Origin of the sequence: Comamonas testosteroni (genome assembly GCF_014076415.1) — a bacterium.
Classification (GTDB): Bacteria; Pseudomonadota; Gammaproteobacteria; order Burkholderiales; family Burkholderiaceae_C; genus Comamonas; species Comamonas testosteroni_F.
The window spans coordinates 2884319-2902444 of record NZ_CP043568.1; the positions used below are offsets into that span (position 1 = coordinate 2884319).

The window sequence follows — 18126 nt, forward strand, 5'->3', positions numbered from 1 at the left end:
GCTTAAGTGTAGAAAATACCCACCGACAGATTGCCAACAGGAATGTGACAATGTTGTCATATTAAGTATTGTTACAAGAAAAAAGCCATGGCCTTAGAGGCCATGGCTTTTACGAGGTGAATTGAACTACTTGTATCAGGCTGGCTTTTCCTCAGTAGACGCCAATACCTGCTCATCCTCTGTCTCGGAGAGATCCTTGCGGTGTATCAAGCTATAGAGCAATGGCAACACGAGAAGGGTCAGCAAAGTCGACGACAAGATCCCGCCGATCACCACTGTGGCCAAGGGGCGCTGAACTTCCGCGCCTGTGCCCGTTGCGATGGCCATCGGAACAAAGCCTAGCGATGCAACCAACGCGGTCATCAGAACTGGCCGCAGTCGGGTCAAAGCACCTTCAGTGACTGCTTCATACAGGCGCTTTCCTTCTTCGCGCAGTGATCGGATGTAGGCAATCATCACCAAGCCATTGAGCACTGCCACGCCTGACAGTGCGATAAACCCGATCGCTGCCGAAATGGATAAAGGAATACCGCGCATCCAGAGCGCCAAGATGCCACCTGTCAGCGCAAACGGAATGCCCGTGAACACGATGAGACCATCACGAACATTGCCAAACATTGCAAACAGCAAGACAAAGACCATCAGCAATGCTGCCGGCACAACAATCGTCAAGCGTTTTCTAGCCGACTCGAGGTTCTCGAAGGTTCCGCCCCATCGGGTCCAGTAGCCGGCAGGCAGTTGCAGCGATTCGAGGCGTTGTTGTGCTTCTGTGACGAAAGATCCAATATCACGTCCGCGCACGTTGGCACTCACCACGATGCGGCGCTTACCATCCTCTCGGCTCACCTGGTTAGGGCCTGGTGCGATATCAAAACTAGCCACGGCCGAAAGCGGAACAAAACCAAGTCGGCCATCCGTACCGCGTGGAAGCGCGATAGGTAGGCGTCCTATCGCTTCCATGTCATTGCGCACTTCGTCCGGCAAGCGAACCTGAATGTCGAATCGCTTGTCGCCTTCGAAAACTGTGCCGGCTTCACGACCGCCCAGTGCCGTACTGATGGTGTCTTGCACGTCACCCATGTTCAAACCATAGCGCGAGGCCTTCTCACGGTCGATTTTCACGGTGAGCATTGGCAAGCCTGTGGTCTGTTCGACCTTGACTTCAGAGGCTCCAGAAATTTGCTGCAACATGCCTGCGACAGCTTGTGCGTTCTTCTCCAGCACGGTCATGTCGTCGCCAAAAATCTTTACAGCGACATCACTACGCACACCCGATATCAACTCATTGAAGCGCAGCTGAATGGGTTGAGAGAACTCGAAATTGTTGCCTGGAACTCGATCTGCGGCGGCCTGAATTGCTGCCAGCAAATCGTCTCGTGTACGTGCCGGATCCGGCCATTCGGACTGCGGCTTAAGCATGATGTAGCCGTCCGAGATGTTCGGTGGCATCGGGTCAGAGGCAATCTCCGCGGTACCTGAACGAGCAAATACCCTGTCGATCTCAGGAAACTCTTTCTTCAAGGTTTTCTCGATCTGCATTTGCATCTCAAGGGACTGGGTCAGGCTGGTTCCTGGAATCCGCAGAGCCTGAATGGCGAAGTCGCCCTCGTTGAGGTTTGGTGCAAATTCACTACCAAGACGCGTTGCCAGCAGCAGGCTTAACACCACCGCCACACCAGCGGCAGTCAGAACAACTGCAGGAGCTCTCATGACGCGATGAAGGGCTGGTGCATAAACGCGACGCGCCCAAACCATGAGGCGATTTTCCTTCTCCGCAACCTTGTTGCCCATGAAAAGAGCAATCGCCGCAGGAATGAAGGTAATGGACAGCAGCATTGCGCCAGCAAGCGCGATCACCACAGTCAGCGCCATGGGATGGAACATCTTGCCCTCTACACCCGTGAGCGCAAAGATTGGCAAATAGACCACCATGATGATCAATTGTCCAAACAACAATGGCCGACGCGCTTCCTTGGCTGCAGCAAATACTTCGTGGAAGCGTTCACTGCGCGTCAAAGAGCGTCCGCGTGCTTCTTGCGCGTGGGCAAGACGACGCACGCAGTTCTCCACAATGACCACCGCGCCATCAATGATGATGCCGAAGTCAAGAGCGCCCAGACTCATCAAGTTGGCACTGACTTTGTATTGCACCATGCCAGTAAAGGTGAACAGCATGGACAACGGAATGATCAGCGCTGTAATCAGGGCCGCGCGGAGGTTGCCTAGGAAAAGGAAGAGGATGACAACAACTAAAGCCGCACCTTCCACCAAATTCTTCTTGACCGTTGCGATGGCTTTATCGACGAGGTTTGTGCGATCGTAGACCGTGATCGCTTTCACGCCTTCAGGAAGACTGCGGTTAATCTGCTCCATACGTGCAGCCACAGCCTGCGAGACCACACGGCTGTTCTCCCCGATCAGCATGAAGACCGTGCCAAGCACGACCTCTCGGCCGTTATCCGTGGCAGCTCCAGTGCGAAGCTCACGACCCAAGCCAACCTCTGCCAAATCACGAATACGTATGGGCTGGCCTTGAGCCGAACCCACGATCACTTCTCGAATGTCAGCAATGCCAGAGACTTGACCTGGGGCACGGATCAAATACTGTTCACCTTGACGCTCAATGTATCCAGCTCCCACATTGGTATTGTTGCGTTCCAACGCAGCAACCAGGTCAGCAAGAGTGAAACCATAGGACGCCAGCTGTTCTGGGCGTGGCGAAACCAGATACTCTTTCGCGAACCCGCCAATAGAGTTGATTTCAGTGACACCAGGCACATTACGCAGTTGCGGTTTGATCACCCAGTCCTGTATCTCGCGCAGATCCATAGGTGTGTAAGGCGTTCCATCTGCCTTCTTTGCACCGTCCTCGGCCTCAACGGTCCAAAGATAGATCTCACCCAAACCTGTAGAGATAGGTCCCAGCGTGGGAGTGACACCAGCGGGAAGATTGTCACGGGCCTGTTGGATGCGTTCGTTGACTAACTGGCGAGCAAAGTAGATGTCAGTGCCATCTTTAAACACTACTGTCACTTGCGACAGGCCGTAGCGCGACAGCGAGCGAGTCTGTTCCAGATTGGGCAGGCCGGCCATCACCGTTTCAATTGGGTAAGTGACTCGCTGCTCAGTCTCAAGCGGTGAGTAGCCGCTGGCCTGCGTATTGATCTGTACCTGAACATTGGTAATGTCAGGTACAGCATCAATAGCGAGGCGTTGATAGTTGTATACGCCAAGAGCCGCTAGGGCCAGAACGGCAACCATGACCAGCCAGCGCTGCTCAATGGCAAATCGGATAATTCGTTCGAACATTTGCAGCCCTTGCTTAGTGTGCGTGCTCGGCTGTAGCCTTGCCCAGTTCGGCCTTAAGCATGAAGCTGCCTTCAGTCACATAGGACTGGCCGGACTTCAGCCCTTCAAGAATTTCTGTTGTCTGGGGATCTGAGCGACCAACGCGTACAGGTTGAGCTCGGAAACCCCCCTTGACGGGCACAAACACAACACTGTTTTGGCCGTCCAGACGCTGGATAGCACTGGAAGCTACCGCCACTGGCACTTGTTGCGAAGAGGCCGTCAACTCCACATTAACGAATAGACCTGGGCGCCACGCACCTTCAGGATTCTCTAGAGTGATTCGAGCAGGAGCGGTACGTGTTTCCTGGCCAATCAGAGCACCCACGTAAGCAACCACCCCAGTCGCAGACGACGAGAATGCTGTCGCTTTGACAGTTGCTTTTTCCCCTACCTTCACGGCGGGCAAGTCAGATGCTGCAACCCTCATTTCAGCCCAAACGGAGCGCAAGTCTGAGATTGTGAAAACTTGGGTAGTGTCCTGAACAGCTTCACCGACGGCGAGATGCTTCTCGACGATCACTCCGTCAAAAGGAGCCCTTAATTCAAATCGGTTTAGTGCACCGCCACCGCCTCCGGCGCCGTTGGCTGCCAATTTCTGTTGAGCATTTGAAACGGCAATTTCTGCCTCGCGCAGTGTCTGCCGAGCCTGCAAGTAATCCTGTTCAGCCGATACCTTCTCCTCCCACAGCTTTTGCTCTCTGGCATAGCTTGTACGCGCCAGTGCTAAGCGTTGGCTAGCGGCTTGAAGTTCACTTCGTTGCTCAGAAACAGCCGCACTGCTCAACACAGCCAGCAACTGCCCCTTCTTTACAACCTGCCCGAGATTGGCGGGTACCGAGTCGACGACGCCAGGGACTCGAGGGACAACGTGAGCCGTTTTGTCTTCGTTGAAGCGTATTTCCCCCGGAAGTTGCAGTACTGAGCGAACAGTTGCAGCGCCGACCTCTGCGGTTCGAATGCCTGCAGCCTGCATACGCTGCGAATCCATTTGGATTAGACCTTCATCGTCATCATGAGCACCTTCGGCGCTTTTCTTCTCTGCAGACTTGGCTCCGTCCTTTTGCTCTTTTTCATCATGGTGCTCACCATCTGCGTGTCCTTTTTCATCTTTGTGATCACCGCTTTGCTTCTCGCCGTGATGTTCTGTGTCTGCGTGGCTAGCGGCTTCTGAGTGCCCCTGACCTCCGGCACCTTTAGCACTGCTGCTGTCTGGACCACTGCGAAGAATTAGTGCAGCAGAAAGAGCGCCAACTACTAGGATTGCAGCAATTGCAATCTGAGTACGCCGAGTCCCAAATGGAGATGGTTTTGTATCGTTCATGTTGATGATCTGTGCAAAAAACTTACTCGTCTGTTGTGCCCAACAAGCGTTCGATATCGGCCGAAGCACGATGTGTGGCCATTAACTGGTCCAGGTATTGACTACGTACATCAAACAAAGAGCGTTGCGCGTCAAGTACGTCCAGATAGCCGAATTTCCCTAGCGCAAATCCTTTGCTTGCCGCCTCATAGGCGACTTGTGCAGTCGGCAGCACGCGTTCAGACAGTTGGATAGCTTGTTTACGACTTGCCTCTAGCGTCTCTCGCGCCGCATAAAGTTGAGACTGAAGTTCCAACCGGGTAGCTAGCAAGCGCTCTTCAGCTTGGTCAGCCAGGCGGAGGGCTTGCAACTGATTTCCTCGATTGGTATCGAGCACAGGCAAAGGAATGGAGACGCCGACTACGAGTTGATTGCCGGTCTCTTGAGCGCGCTTCATACCTAGACTCACCGTTGGGTCAGGAATTCGCTTTGCGCGCTCCAGATCTGCGGTCGCCCGGCTCTGTTCAACAGTGAAGCGAGCTTGCTGAATGGAAGGCGACTGCTCCAAGCGGCTTTGAAGAACCCCAATTTCCGGAACAGTAGGCAACGCGTCAAGTTTGCCTTGCGCATCACCAAATACAGGGCCTCCCTCTCCTATAAGGGCCTGTAATTGTTGACGAGCCACTCGTTTTGCGGCCTGAGCTTGGGCTTGCTCCAGCTCTGCACTGGACTCAGCGACACTGGCCCGGTTGGCCTCTAGGGGCGCTGCCTTGCCCGCTGCTACACGCTTCGATGCAGCCTCACGCGCGCTTCGAGCGATGTCAAGAGTTTGTCCTGCGAGGACTTCACGCTGCTGTGCGACTAACAACCCGAAGAATGCGAGTCGGACATCTGCGACAAGATTAGCTTTGGCGGCATCCAGCTCCGCCTCAGCCACATCTCGGCCACGTGCTGCAGCACGCATGCGCGCATCGCGCTTGCCACCGATTTCCAGCATTTGGGTCCATTGAACCGTCGTGGTACGTTTATCTCTGCTCGTATCTTCTTGTGAATACGAGAGCGCAGGGTTAGGCCTCGCCTTACTTTGCAGAACGGCTCCATCGCTTGCCTCAAGACCGCGCTGGGCAGCTCGTAAACGAGGGTGTTGGTCGATAGCGCGTGCTACTGCAGTGTCCAGAGTCAGTGGTGCCAGAGACGCCTTATTGGCAGGATTGTCCTGCGCTATGCCTGTCACGCCAGTTAAAGCCAAACTGGTGAACAACAACGCATGACGCAACGCACTAGCTGCTCGGCCAGCACGATGAGACGACGAAGAAATCATTGTTAAAACTCCTACCCGTGCAATCCAAAGTCAGCCGGGCGTTACATTGCCCAGGTGAGGAATAGAAAGCGGGTGGGCGCTGCCACTCTAATAAAGTGCTCCCCTCACCATCCTGACAGCCAGATGACAAATTTGTCATTTTCAAAATGCGTGCGCCTATCTCAGAATAGTCAGCATGAAAATCCTGGTTGTAGAAGATGAGATCAAGCTCGCCGATTACCTAAACAAGGGTCTGGCGGAAGAGGGCTTCACTGTGGATGTAGCCCACAACGGTATTGACGGTCTGCACCTGGCCAGTGAAATGGACTATGACCTGATCGTGCTTGACGGCATGCTTCCGGGCATCGATGGCCTAGCCGTGCTAGCTGCGCTGAGGCAAACGAAACAAACACCTGTACTGATGTTGACTGCCCGTGGCCAGGTTGAGGATCGCGTCAAGGGACTGCAGTGTGGCGCCGATGACTATCTCGTGAAGCCATTTGCATTTTCTGAACTGGTCGCACGCCTGCATGTTCTATTACGGCGCAGTGGCCCCAGCGTTGCCCAAGCCGCCCCCGAAGCGACGACTCTGCGCTTAGCTGACTTAGAGTTAGACCTAATTCGTCGTAGGGCCACGCGGGCGGGCCAGAGAATCGAGCTCACGGCCAAAGAGTTCAATTTGCTTAGCCTTCTATTACGCCGCCAAGGGGAAGTGTTAACACGAACAGAGTTGGCATCTCAGGTTTGGGATATGAATTTCGACAGTGAGACCAACGTGGTAGAGGTCGCTATCCGACGCCTGCGGCTAAAGCTTGATCAGCCTTTTGAGCAACATCTCCTCCACACCGTCCGTGGCATGGGCTATGTGCTCGAATCTCGCACAACATGAGCAAGACCGCTGCACCACATTTAGCTCGACGTTTAGCCCGCGCCTTAGCACTGCAAACCATTGTTGGCCTCGGTTTTGTATGCATTGCTGTCTATTTCGTGATCTCCGTCACGCTGTCGGAACGTCAGCAAGACACCTTAGATCACAAGAAAACAGCAATCGAGCACCTGTTAAGCGAGAGCCGAGGGGTTCACTCCCCGGAGGCCTTGAACCACATGCTTAACGACTTCGTCACGGGGCATGACGAACTGTCTTTACGCCTGGTGCCAACCTCCGGTAAAAGCGCATTTGAACTTTTGCGCCAACCTGAAGATGACGACCGGGTTGCAGTTCGCAAATTTTCAGTGGAAGTTCCGACAGTTAACGACGGCCTGCAGCCAATGCAAGCGGTCCTGTTGCTAGACCGTAGACCAGATGACCGACTGCTTAATCGTCTGGCCTGGACCCTGGGCATTGCCGCCGTGGCGGGTGCATTGCTGGTCTCATTTGCGAGCACATGGCTTGTTCGCATAGGACTCAAGCCTTTACGCCTACTGGTGGATCAAACGCGAAGCCTTTCTGCGCAAGACTTGCATCGCCGTTTAGATGATAGCCATCAACCTCAAGAATTAAGACCATTGATCGCACAGTTCAATGCATTGCTTGACCGACTGGCCATCGCCTATCAACAAATGGAGGCGTTCAATGCTGACGTGGCACACGAACTAAACACACCGTTGACCACCTTGATCAGTAGTTGCGAGTTGGCGCTTCGTAAACCGCGTAGTGCTGTTGAACTACAGGACATCTTGGCCTCCAACCTAGAGGATCTACAGCGCATGGCCGGAATCGTGGCTGACATGCTGTTTCTGTCACACGCAGACCGCGGTACTGAAGCGCGGCGATCCGCCAAAGTGAGTCTTGCAGAGCTTGCCTCAGAAGTGGCCGAGTTCCATGAGGCAGTGCTTCAAGAAGCGCACCTTCAAGTTCTAATCGATGGAGATGCAAGTGTTGCTGTGGATGCGCGTTTGGTTCGCCGTGCACTATCCAATCTTTTAGGCAACGCTTCACGCTATGCAGAAGCCGGATCAACGATCACTATCGAGATCTCCCAAAGCGTAGTGGAGACACCCGATGGCAAACGTGACAACGTTAGCATTGCGGTGATCAACCGAGGAGCGGAGATCGATCCCATCCATCTGCCACGCCTGTTTGATCGGTTCTATCGTGCTGATGCGTCCCGCGCACATGCAAATCTCAATCACGGCTTAGGACTGGCCATCGTTGCGGCTATAGCGCGGATGCACGGCGGTACCGCTTTCGCGACATCCTCAAGCGGGATCACCAAAATTGGGATCTCATTACCTGCTTCACCTAAGGCAACGCCACACATCTTTGAATCTCAGTCGTGAGATTCCAATTTGGATCGACCTGAGTTTCATAGCTAGTTCAGAGCCTCCTCGTTCCATCAGGAGTCCTTATGAGCTACCAACGTTGTCGAGAATGAAGCAGCCAGGCAAATCCTGGAGCACGACTGTTGATTTCCACTCAAAAGTGACCCACTGGGGGTGCGGATAAAAACTTGGACTGGTTTTATGCGGCTAGGACAAGTTTGTGCCGGTATTCCACAGGACTTAAACGTCCCAGAGATACCTTGATACGTTTTTCGTTGTACCAACGAATGTACGCATCGACAGCTTCGATGAACTGCTCAATCGTCGTTGATTGCCAGTTGCCGGGATAGAACAACTCTATTTTCAGCCTTCCAAAGAAGCCTTCGCATGCAGCATTGTCTGGCGAGCAACCTTTGCGAGACATCGAGCGAATCAGCTTTGCATCATGGATCCTCGAGAGCCAGCCCGGCCAGCGGTAGTGAGCTCCACGATCAGAATGAATCACAGGGCGGCTCTCACTGCCTTGAGCAGCATCAATGGCCGCATCCAGCATTGTGTTGACGAGATTTGCGTTGGGATGAGTCCCAATCGACCAGCTCACCACCAGCCCGTCAAAGCAATCAATGACTGGCGACAGGTAAACCTTGCCAGCAGGGATTTGGAATTCAGTAATGTCTGTGAGCCACTTCTCATTGGGCGCAGCAGCATGGAAGTCTCGATTGATGAGGTTTTGCGGGGCAGCACCTATCTCTCCAAGGTAGGAGTTATATCTGCGGCGTTTGGGCTTGGCCACGATCAACCCCTCCTGCTTCATCAGCCGACGAACCACCTTCTCTGAGATGCCCGTGCACTCCTTGAGCAGAGATGCCTGTGAAGCCTCCTCGAATCTTCGCGCCACTCAAAAGTAGAGAATCCACCCCCACGGAGGTCTCTGCATGAAGAAATCCAGATTCAGTGAAGCGCAAATCGTCGGCATCCTCAAAGAGGTCGAGCTCGGCGCCAAAGTCGGTGACACCTGCCGCAAGCACGGCATCAGCGATGCCACGTACTACAAGTGGAAGAGCCAGTATTCAGGGATGTCCGTATCCCATCTGGCCCAGATGCGGCTGCTGCAGGAAGAGAATGCCAAGCTCAAGCGCATGTATGCCGACTTGGCACTTATGCACCATGCGCTAAAGGATGTCGTTGAGCGAAAGCTCTGACCCCGGAGCGCCGTCGGTCCATCGTGCATGCGCTCATGAGCGAGCATCGCCTGAGCCAGCGCAGAGCTTGCCAAGCTGCGGGCCTGGCTCGCTCCACGCAGCGATATGCACGTGTGGTCTGCGACGACTCCGGGGTAATCGACTTCATCCAAAGATACGTGGCATTGAATCCTCGCCACGGGTTTGGGCTGCTTTACGACAGTGCCCGCTATCAAGCGCAGCCCTGGGGCAAGACTGTGCTTTGGCGTGTGTATTGCCAGCTCAAACTGAACCTGCCCAGGCGAGGCAAGAAGCGTTTGCCGCAGCGCATCAAGCAGCCCTTGGAGGCAGCCCCAACACCGAACCAGGGCTGGAGTTGTGACTTCATGTCCGATGCCCTGTGGTCAGGAAGACGGTTCAGAATCTTCAACGTCATTGACGAATTCAACCGGGAGTGCCTGCGTATCGAGATTGACACCAGCTTGCCCGCCGCTCGGGTGGTACGTGCCTTGGAGGAACTCGCTGAGGTCCGTGGGACACCGCAGTCCATTCGCCTGGACAACGGGCCCGAGTTCATCGCCCAGGCTTTAAAGCAATGGGCACAGCGCAAAGGCGTAGAGCTGCGCCACATTCAGCCGGGTAAACCGACGCAGAACGCTTACGTAGAACGTTTCAACAGAACCTATCGCACGGAGGTGCTCGACTGCTATGTCTTTGAATCGTTGCAGGAGGTGCGCTCGATGACCGAGGACTGGCTGCATCGCTATAACCACCATCGTCCACATGAATCGCTGGGCCGGATTCCGCCGGTCGCGTATCGTGTCAAACGTTTCCCCAACCTCTACTTTTAGGTGGCGCAGGAAACGAGGAAGCTTCACCTGTACCCTGCGGTACCCATAGCAACGGTAGTTGTTGTCGAAGATCTCTGTGATGCTTCGGCGTACATCCAAGTATTTGTCAGCCAGCTTCAGCCGGGCACGATGGTAAAAGTACGAGCTTCTAGCAAGGCCAACAAGAGAAAGCAGTTCTGGCAATTCATACTGACCGCGCAACGCTTCAACCAGCACAGCCTTATCTTTGTTTGCCAGGCTATGCAGATCAATGCCAGCCCCATTTTTTAAGATTTCATGGGCCTGTTTGAGAAGCTCCCGCTCTATCTTCAGCCGCCGAACATCCTGGCGCAATGATTCAACTTGGCGCCTGAGTGCTGCTTCATCCAACACTGGCGATCGCTTTGGACTGTGTTTCATCGAGGCAGGGGCACAAGGGCCAAGCAACTGATTTTTCCAGTTGTACAAGGTCCCCCTACACACCCCTAACTTGTCCGCAATCTCCTGTGCAGTTGATTGACGGGTACACAGTTGCACCACGCCCTCACACATCAAAGTATCAGGCTTTGTAGCCGGCCAAGATCTGCCTACTCTCGATTTGCAGGTGTCAGGGCAGTCTTGCCGAACCCACGCAGTCAACGTTCCTCGACCCGGATAACCCAAAGCCCTCATCGTTGCAGCAATACAGCGATCATGGGCGAGGTAATGAGCAACCGCCACCTCCCTTTGCTTCAGAGAATATTTTGGTGCTCTTGGAGCTTGGCTTGCTGGCAAATCCTGATGCTTCAGGTAGTGCTGATACCAGCCTTTCAATGCGTTCTTGGTTGGGTACCCCAACTGGCGAATCGTGGCTCTGGCACGCAAGCCAAGCTTGATGTAAAGCTCAACTGCACGAATCCTGTCTGCGTATGAATACATGAACTACCTCCTGGTAGTCCAAGTTTTTGTCCGCATCCCCACTAGCCCCCGGCGGGTCACTTTTGAGTGGAAATCAACAGGGGAGTGCATGGACAGCCCTAATGGCGGTATCGACGCATCTTTCTTGCTAGAGGCCAGCGCTTTGAAAATGCGAGCCATTTCTAATGCCCAGAACTCAAAAAAGGCTATGTTCCTCAAGCATTTTGATCGCTTGTAAGCTTTAGAGCCGCTAACACTACTTCCCATTGAGAGCGGCATGAAGCATTTATGCTTCATGCCCTCATGGCAATACAACCCGTTAGCAAAGAGCTGTGGCGACAGCTGCAGCCCCTGATCCCCGCCTTCAAACCTTCCGCACGCAAGCTCACCGTGAGCGATGAGGCAGCTCTCAACGGCATCCTGTTTGTGCTGCAAACAGGCATTCCTTGGGAAGATCTCCCCCAGGCCCTGGGCTACGGCAGTGGTATGACTTGCTGGCGGCGCTTACGTGATTGGAATGCCAACGGCGTCTGGCAGAAATTGCATCTGGCGATGCTGGTGCGACTGCGCGAACATGACCAGATTGATTGGAGCCGGGCCAGCATCGATGGCCCATCGGTACCAAGCCCCCGGGGGGCCAGGAAACGAGCCCCAACCCCACGGACAGAGGCAAGCTCGGCTCCAAACGACACCTCGTTGTAGATGCCAGAGGTATCCCGTTGGTGCTCCTCGTCAGCGGTGCTAATAGGCACGACGCCATGATGTTCGAGAAGTGCATGAATGCGATTCCAGCTATTGCTGGCCTGCTGGGGCGGGCACGCTAGCGACCTGCAAAGCTGCACGCGGACAAAGGCTACGACTACAAGCGCTGCCGTGCTTACTTGAGGCAGCGCGGTATCGCCAGCAGGATTGCCAGGCGTGGAGTCGAGAGCAGCGAAAAGCTGGGCAAACATCGCCGGGTCGTGGAGAGAACACACGGATGGTTTGCAGGCTTTGGCAAGCTGCGCATTCGCTTTGAAAGGCGACTGGATATCCATGAAGCGTTGCTGAAACTGGCCGCTGCGATCATCTGCGCACGCTTCGTGGATCGGTGGTGTTAGCCGCTCTTAGTCCCCTTGGGGAGTAGCCTGCTTCCACCCTGGAAGCGCATGCGTCAACATACTCGGCATTCAATTTGCTGTGGCGTATGCATCCGTTCTTCGGTTGGCGAGACCATCGGCATTTCATCGCGACGAGCTCGGGCCGCGGTGAGATGCCGTTGTGCTCATGCCCGACCGTTAAGAATGAATTCCCCATGAATGCCGCTTCTATCTTGCTCCTGGCCTTTGCCATGTCCACCGATGCCTTTGCCGCAGCCGTCGGCAAAGGTTCTGCGCTACTCAAACCGCGCTGGTCTGAAGCATTAAGGACTGGCGCCATCTTCGGTGTCATCGAAGCCATCACACCTTTGGTAGGCTGGGCGCTCGGCTATGCGGCTTCAGATTACGTCAAGGCCTGGGACAACTGGATCGCCTTTGTGCTGCTTCTGGTGCTAGGTGGAAGAATGCTGATCGGGGCAATCAAAGTGCCTGATGGTGAAGAGCCCAGCAAACCTGCACGACATGGCTTCGGCTATTAGTTGCAACTGGATTTGCAACAAGCATTGATGCCATGGCCGTGGGCGTAGGACTTGCTTTTCTGGACGTAAGCATCGCCACCGTTGCTCTCGCTATCGGCTTCGCAACATTCGCAATGGTGACGTTGGGCGTGATGGTCGGGCGTGTACTGGGGAATATTGCTGGGCGCTGGGCCGAAGCCATCGGCGGTGTCCTGCTGATCGGTATTGGCTCGATCATTTTGTACGAACATTTAGTCGCTATCTAATTCAATTGATTGAGATTTAGATGCCAGCTTCAGTTCGAGTGGGGTCGGCCACTCAGTACAGTCAGAGTAGGCAGTGAGCTAGGGCAGGAGCGGTCCACTTTTGCCCTAGCCAGTAGTATCTTCCTTGCCTACAACTGGCTCCGCTTCTGTTTGGAGCAGAGCAAATTCAGCACAGATATGAAGGCTCGGACCCTTTGTGGCACTGAGGAGTACAGCCACAAGTAGAAAGGTTCAGTAAAGCCGCTTCGGCCAGCGTGACCGGCACCGAGCCTACACCGGCGATCATCCACTGCGCCCACAGGTGCGATCACGCCAAGCCCAAGTTTCTCAGGCGCGGCACATGCTTTAAACACTCAAGGGTGCCTCTGGTCAGTCAGTTCAAAACCACCGGGAGGAGCGATACATATGGCGAAGCTCATCGCAGGCATTGCAAACTTTGCATCGAGTTAAAGCTCTGCTGCTCAGTGCAGGATCACCTTCATCGGTCTTTCCGTCACGGGCAACACGATGCCACTGCAAAAAGCAGCCGGCCTCACCGCGCGCAGAAATCCGTGAAATCTTCGCGAGGCATGAGCGGACATATTGGATGCTTTGCCCGACGAACAAGAGTTGGCATCACCCTGTAAGCGTGAAGACGCATGTTAAGCGATGCATGAGCTGCATCCCTGTAATGCATTCCAGCTGTTAGGCAGAAAATTAAATAAAGTTTTTATAAATTAAAGAAGACCAGATTATCAGACAAAAAATAATTGTCATTAATACGGAGGCACTTCCCAAATCTTTGGCTTTCCTGGAAAGTTCGTGATGTTGAAGTCCTACTCTATCTATTGCGGACTCTATCGCAGAATTAATTACCTCAACTATCATCAAAAACCAGATACAAGAGATCAGGAGCAATTTTTCCATCATGGATCTCCCAATCAATTGAGCCAATGGAAGCGAAATCACAAATAATATTACCTCAAGGCGGAATGCAGGCTCTAGCCACGCATCTTTTATGCCTGACCATGAGTATTTTGATGCATGCCAGACTCTAGAAAATCCTTTTCTATTCTTTTGAATATTATTAAAGATGTTGGATTTTGAGTTGTTTTTCATTTTTAACAGTATATTTCTTGATACTAAAGAATATAAACAAAAGAGTGGCGATCAACCAACAAATGAGAATCGTGACAATGTCATGAGAAATGAAATGGGCTCCTCTCAATTGTTGAGAGATACCAAATGTCAATCCAACCATAATGCCGCACAGCAATCCTAACCATCGATACTTAGGGATGATCATCTTAAAGAAGAAATATAAACCAACCCAGGCATAGCCAGCGCTCGCATGACCAGCCGGAAAGCATTTTCCGCTCCCCATCTCTTGAGGCCTGTGTTCGAAAAGACCAATAAAAGGGCGATCGCCACCAAATTGATTTAAGTTCCACGGGCAATCCATATTTGTCAATACCTTAAGAAGGCTCACCAAAATTACACTGACCAAACTGGATAAAATCAGGTAAAGCAATGGGGACCGCCATTTTTTCCGCTGTTCAGATTTGGAGGCAAGTACAAATATATATAGTGCAATGATCACAACGATTGCTAGGGTGCTCAGATGCTTCCCACCCTTATGAAGCAATTTGTTTGTAACCCAATGATCATTCAAAGACCATTCATAACCCTGCAGGGCATATATTTTCTCGGCAAAGAAAAAGTCCCCTCCAAGATACATGAAATAATAAAAAATTAGCGCCAGGAAAGTAATCGGAATCAGTAAGTGATTTACAAAGAATTCTCTATTTATATTATTTGGCATCTTCCAGCTTGTCACTTTTTGAAAATATTCATTATTTCAACCAACGAAATAGTTGGCAACTACTTTGTCGCGAATTTTATTCTTCTACTACCAGAATTAAAAAAAGAGCGCAAATAAATGCGCTCTATGAATGACCAACTAAATAAAATTAAACTAATTTCGACAGCATTTGCCCCATCTCTACATATTCATCGACAGCTTGATTCATAGCGAATTGTGTACGAATAGCATTAGCTGTAAATGATGCCCTCTCTTGATCGAGATCAACCGTATTTCTATCCATTGCATTCTGAGAGACAGGGCGAAATGCAATCTGAGGATCAATTGATGTTGGAGCAATGTTCCCAAGGTGGGACTTATTCGTAGACTGCACTGTCAGCATTTGCCTTTGCGTCTCTTCAAGCGCAGCCTTGAAGTCTATATCTTTCGCTTGGTATCCAGGAGTGTCAGCATTCGCAATATTGCTTGCTAATACTTCCATCCTCTTAACTCTAAGATATAGAGCGGCATCCTCGAATCTAAGAGAATCCATAGGATTTTTCTAGTAAATTTCGAAGCTTCAATGGTAGCGAAGTTGTCCTCTCAGCAAGATTACATTTTTGACACTATTCAGCCATTTACATGGTCTGAAGATTACATTTCTGACACCTTCTTGTAATCTGAGATCTCAGGAGAACAGAGATCACCCAGCCGATCATCTGCTCTCCCTAAGTTCTAAGCAGACTTTCCGCAGTTTGAGCAAAAACGCGATCCAAGCGCCATCTGCACGCCGCATGCGTTGCAGGCCTGGGGGGCTAGGCCGCTTCCGCACTGTTGACAGAACCGTGCTTGGGGAGAGCTTTGAGTTCGGCAGTTAGGACAAATGATCCCACCGGACACTCCTGGATCGTTGTAGGAGGCGGGTGTCCGTTTTTGATGATGACCATTCCCATGATGATCGCCACCAGATCGGTGATGGCCTCCGAGTAGGCGTTCAAAAAAGCTCATAACTATCCTCACAATTCAAGCTAGTGCACACGAAAACTCTCTGTCGAATTCAGGACTTGGGCACTTTTCCAAGCAGCCTTAGCCCATTGACTACAACTAGGAGACTTGCCCCCATATCTGCGAATACCGCCATCCACATGGATGCATTCCCGAACACTGCCAAGACTAGAAATACGGCCTTGATGCCAAGAGCAAGAGTGATGTTTTGCCAAAGGATCGCATGGGTGGATCGAGACAGCTTCACTGTCTCAGCAATCCTTCGCAAGTCATCATTCATCACGACGACGTCGGCTGCTTCCATAGCGGTATCTGTACCGGCGGCACCCATGGCAACCCCGACGTCTGCTTGGGCCAGCGCTGGGGCATCATTGATACCGTCGCCCGTCATTGCTGTGAGTCCATATTGGCCCTGGAGCGTTTTGATGGCAGCTAGCTTGTCCTCCGGCAACAAGTTTCCTCGTGCTTGCTCGATACCAGCTTCACTGGCTACTGAAGAGGCGGTGGCTTGGTTATCTCCAGTCAGCATGACTGGGGTGATACCAAGCGCTTTCAATTCAGATATAGCTTCACGAGAGGAGCCCTTAATCGTGTCGGCAACTGCAAACAGTGCGATGACTCGTTCCGGGTCGGCAAGCAATGTGACAGTACGGCCGGATTCTTCATGCCGCTTGAGCGTGGCTTCAAGCTCTGAGGAGCATTGGCCACGTTCCTCAATCAAGCGATGATTCCCTAGTACATAGACTGTTCCACTCAGTTCGGCCTGCACACCTCGTCCAGCAAGTGCCGTGAAGTTCTGAATGTCTGCGTTGTTAGGCTTCAGGCCCGCTGCGATGGCGCGCGACACAGGATGATCTGAGTGGCCAGCGAGAGCTGCTGCCACCGACTCCGCGGTATCAAGGCTGCTCGCGGCATCAACCAACGACCAGTCCACAAGGCGCGGCTTGCCCTCGGTAATTGTTCCGGTCTTGTCCAGCGCGATTGCCTTAAGCTTGCGCGCCTCTTCCAGATAGATACCGCCTTTGATCAAAATACCACGGCGGGCTGCTGCCGCTAAGCCGCTCACAATCGTCACTGGTGTGGAAATTACGAGTGCGCAGGGGCAAGCAATAACTAGCAGAACCAGTGCCTTATAGACGGCCTGCATCCACGTCCAGCCGAGTAGCCAGGGGCCTACCAATGCTACGACGACGGCGATAACGAAAATTGCAGGTGTGTAAATTGCAGCAAATCGATCAACGAACCCCTGAGTAGGCGCTCGAGTCGCTTGTGCTTGCTCAACGGCATGAATAATCCTCGCCAACGTCGAGTTGGAGGCCAATGCAGTAACTTCAAACTCAAAGGTTCCAGACTCGTTGATGGTGCCTGCAAACACTGGGTCACCCGCCGCCTTGTCAACGGGGATACTTTCACCAGTTACGGGGGCCTGGTTGATGCTCGTTTGTCCTGTCTGAACGACTCCATCCATAGGAACGCGCTCACCTGGCTTGACTCGCAGCGTCGAGCCCACTGCGATTTGTGCAACTGCGACGGTTAGCCAACTACCGTCACTTTGGAGAACCGATGCTTGGTCCGGAGCCATCGCAAGCAACCCCTGAATGGCATTGCGGGCCCGATCGACTGCTCTCGCCTCGATTGCCTCGGCGATGGCATACAACGCCATCACCATCGCCGCTTCAGGCCATTGACCGATGACGAACGCACCAGTCACTGCAACAGTCATTAATGCATTGATGTTCAGCTTGCCACGACGAAGTGCTCCAAACCCTTTTTTATAGACGTCAAAGCCCGCAAGCCAAATCGCAATCGCGGCGACCGCAAAGCCGGCGACTTTCCAAGCCATGGTTTCTGGCGCGAAGTAGCCGACACCTTCAGCAGCGATAGCAAGAGCAAGCGCCGCGACCAACTTTGGAGTTGTGCCACGCACAAGCTCATGGTCGTGGCCATCTCCAGCCGCATGGCTTGAGTCCGCCGTGTTTGATGAGATCAGCTTTGGCTCAAAGCCGGCTTCAGTGATGGCCAACAATGCGGCAGCAAGGGCATCAGTGTCCGCGTCAATTTTGAGAGTCCTCTGCGAGAGCTGGAATCGGAGTCCCCGGATACCTGGAATTGGTTCAAGTGCACGACGTATCTCAGCTTCCTCGCCCGCGCAGTCCATTGTCGGAATGCGGTAAGTTAGCCCTCTATCCAACGGAGCTGCCACCGGGCTCGGGGTAGTGTGTGAGCTGCAGCAATCCGTTGTGGCGGTACTAAGCGTGTTGTCATCAATGTTTGGGTGCTTCATACTCGATCTCCTGTTGACCATGTGGCAATTTAAAACCCTGTAGTTGGTATAGAGTCAACTCATTTCGAGGTGG

The 18126-nt window shown here is 52.9% G+C and carries 12 protein-coding genes, 4 pseudogenes and 1 riboswitch; of the genes and pseudogenes, 5 read left to right on the forward strand and 11 right to left on the reverse strand.

Translation table 11 applies throughout. The features are described from left to right. Positions 1-135: 135 nt before the first annotated feature. The 3 genes from F0P97_RS13070 to F0P97_RS13080 are packed head-to-tail and all read right to left on the reverse strand — an operon-like array spanning position 136 to position 5972. Complete coding sequence (locus tag F0P97_RS13070; protein ID WP_054075962.1) at positions 136-3309, reverse strand: efflux RND transporter permease subunit; 3174 nt, start codon at positions 3307-3309, stop codon at positions 136-138. Positions 3310-3322: 13 nt separating this feature from the next. Further along, positions 3323-4672: an efflux RND transporter periplasmic adaptor subunit gene (locus F0P97_RS13075; RefSeq protein ID WP_034349613.1), complete on the reverse strand. Its 1350-nt coding sequence runs from the start codon at positions 4670-4672 to the stop codon at positions 3323-3325. A gap of 22 nt (positions 4673-4694) precedes the next feature. Continuing rightward, complete coding sequence (locus F0P97_RS13080; protein WP_081007852.1) at positions 4695-5972, reverse strand: TolC family protein; 1278 nt, start codon at positions 5970-5972, stop codon at positions 4695-4697. A gap of 175 nt (positions 5973-6147) precedes the next feature. Between F0P97_RS13080 and F0P97_RS13085 the strand changes: the two genes are divergently transcribed. Next, entirely contained in the window at positions 6148-6840 is a 693-nt protein-coding gene (locus F0P97_RS13085) for a heavy metal response regulator transcription factor (protein ID WP_003062499.1), read from the forward strand. Beyond that, on the forward strand, positions 6837-8231 hold the full coding sequence (locus F0P97_RS13090; protein ID WP_087865782.1) for a heavy metal sensor histidine kinase: 1395 nt from the start codon (positions 6837-6839) through the stop codon (positions 8229-8231). The genes F0P97_RS13085 and F0P97_RS13090 overlap by 4 nt, the downstream gene beginning before the upstream one ends. 181 nt (positions 8232-8412) lie before the next feature. Here F0P97_RS13090 and F0P97_RS13095 read toward each other — a convergent pair. Then, a pseudogene (locus tag F0P97_RS13095) lies at positions 8413-9084 on the reverse strand (IS3 family transposase); the annotation flags it as partial. Positions 9085-9148: 64 nt separating this feature from the next. Between F0P97_RS13095 and F0P97_RS13100 the strand changes: the two are divergent. After that, positions 9149-10245, forward strand: a protein-coding gene (locus tag F0P97_RS13100; RefSeq protein WP_182287044.1) for an IS3 family transposase whose coding sequence is annotated in 2 segments (ribosomal slippage) — positions 9149-9404 and positions 9404-10245 — 1098 coding nt in all. Because the reading frame shifts where the segments join, the coding sequence is not laid out codon by codon here. 18 nt (positions 10246-10263) lie between these two features. Here F0P97_RS13100 and F0P97_RS13105 read toward each other — a convergent pair. Further along, a pseudogene (locus F0P97_RS13105) lies at positions 10264-11142 on the reverse strand (IS3 family transposase); the annotation flags it as partial. A gap of 282 nt (positions 11143-11424) precedes the next feature. On the opposite strand from F0P97_RS13105, the pseudogene F0P97_RS13110 reads away from it, so the two are divergent. Continuing rightward, positions 11425-12221 (forward strand): annotated as a pseudogene (locus F0P97_RS13110) (IS5 family transposase). 5 nt (positions 12222-12226) lie between these two features. Further along, positions 12227-12395: riboswitch (yybP-ykoY riboswitch) on the forward strand. A gap of 20 nt (positions 12396-12415) precedes the next feature. Then, positions 12416-12984 (forward strand): annotated as a pseudogene (mntP, locus tag F0P97_RS13115) (manganese efflux pump MntP). A 696-nt stretch (positions 12985-13680) separates the two neighbouring features. Here mntP and F0P97_RS13120 read toward each other — a convergent pair. The 6 genes from F0P97_RS13120 to F0P97_RS13140 form a co-directional block, all read right to left on the reverse strand. Then, complete coding sequence (locus F0P97_RS13120) at positions 13681-14082, reverse strand: diacylglycerol kinase (RefSeq protein ID WP_046462816.1); 402 nt, start codon at positions 14080-14082, stop codon at positions 13681-13683. Continuing rightward, entirely contained in the window at positions 14051-14785 is a 735-nt protein-coding gene (locus F0P97_RS13125) for a phosphatase PAP2 family protein (RefSeq protein ID WP_003069798.1), read from the reverse strand. Before F0P97_RS13125 ends, F0P97_RS13120 begins: the two co-directional genes overlap by 32 nt. A gap of 148 nt (positions 14786-14933) precedes the next feature. Further along, positions 14934-15317, reverse strand: coding sequence for a flagellar basal body rod protein FlgB (gene flgB, locus F0P97_RS13130; protein ID WP_003069800.1), 384 nt, complete (start codon positions 15315-15317; stop codon positions 14934-14936). 182 nt (positions 15318-15499) lie between these two features. Continuing rightward, positions 15500-15652 (reverse strand): double zinc ribbon domain-containing protein, encoded by a 153-nt coding sequence (locus tag F0P97_RS28055; RefSeq protein ID WP_223305788.1) that lies wholly within the window; start codon positions 15650-15652, stop codon positions 15500-15502. Continuing rightward, a complete protein-coding gene (locus tag F0P97_RS13135; protein ID WP_003069802.1) occupies positions 15580-15762 on the reverse strand; it encodes a hypothetical protein in 183 nt (60 codons plus the stop codon). The genes F0P97_RS28055 and F0P97_RS13135 overlap by 73 nt, the downstream gene beginning before the upstream one ends. Before the next feature lie 59 nt (positions 15763-15821). Beyond that, positions 15822-18053: a heavy metal translocating P-type ATPase gene (locus F0P97_RS13140; RefSeq protein ID WP_003055024.1), complete on the reverse strand. Its 2232-nt coding sequence runs from the start codon at positions 18051-18053 to the stop codon at positions 15822-15824. Positions 18054-18126: the final 73 nt, after the last annotated feature.

Excerpts from the sequence above, each read along its gene's own strand:
- F0P97_RS13125 (WP_003069798.1), bottom strand. The coding sequence starts at position 14,785 with ATGCCAAATAATATAAATAGAGAATTCTTTGTAAATCACTTACTGATT.
- flgB (WP_003069800.1), bottom strand. The coding sequence starts at position 15,317 with ATGGATTCTCTTAGATTCGAGGATGCCGCTCTATATCTTAGAGTTAAG.
- F0P97_RS13085 (WP_003062499.1), top strand. The coding sequence starts at position 6,148 with ATGAAAATCCTGGTTGTAGAAGATGAGATCAAGCTCGCCGATTACCTA.
- F0P97_RS13090 (WP_087865782.1), top strand. The coding sequence starts at position 6,837 with ATGAGCAAGACCGCTGCACCACATTTAGCTCGACGTTTAGCCCGCGCC.
- F0P97_RS13080 (WP_081007852.1), bottom strand. The coding sequence starts at position 5,972 with ATGATTTCTTCGTCGTCTCATCGTGCTGGCCGAGCAGCTAGTGCGTTG.
- F0P97_RS13075 (WP_034349613.1), bottom strand. The coding sequence starts at position 4,672 with ATGAACGATACAAAACCATCTCCATTTGGGACTCGGCGTACTCAGATT.
- F0P97_RS13140 (WP_003055024.1), bottom strand. The coding sequence starts at position 18,053 with ATGAAGCACCCAAACATTGATGACAACACGCTTAGTACCGCCACAACG.
- F0P97_RS13120 (WP_046462816.1), bottom strand. The coding sequence starts at position 14,082 with ATGAAAAACAACTCAAAATCCAACATCTTTAATAATATTCAAAAGAAT.
- F0P97_RS13070 (WP_054075962.1), bottom strand. The coding sequence starts at position 3,309 with ATGTTCGAACGAATTATCCGATTTGCCATTGAGCAGCGCTGGCTGGTC.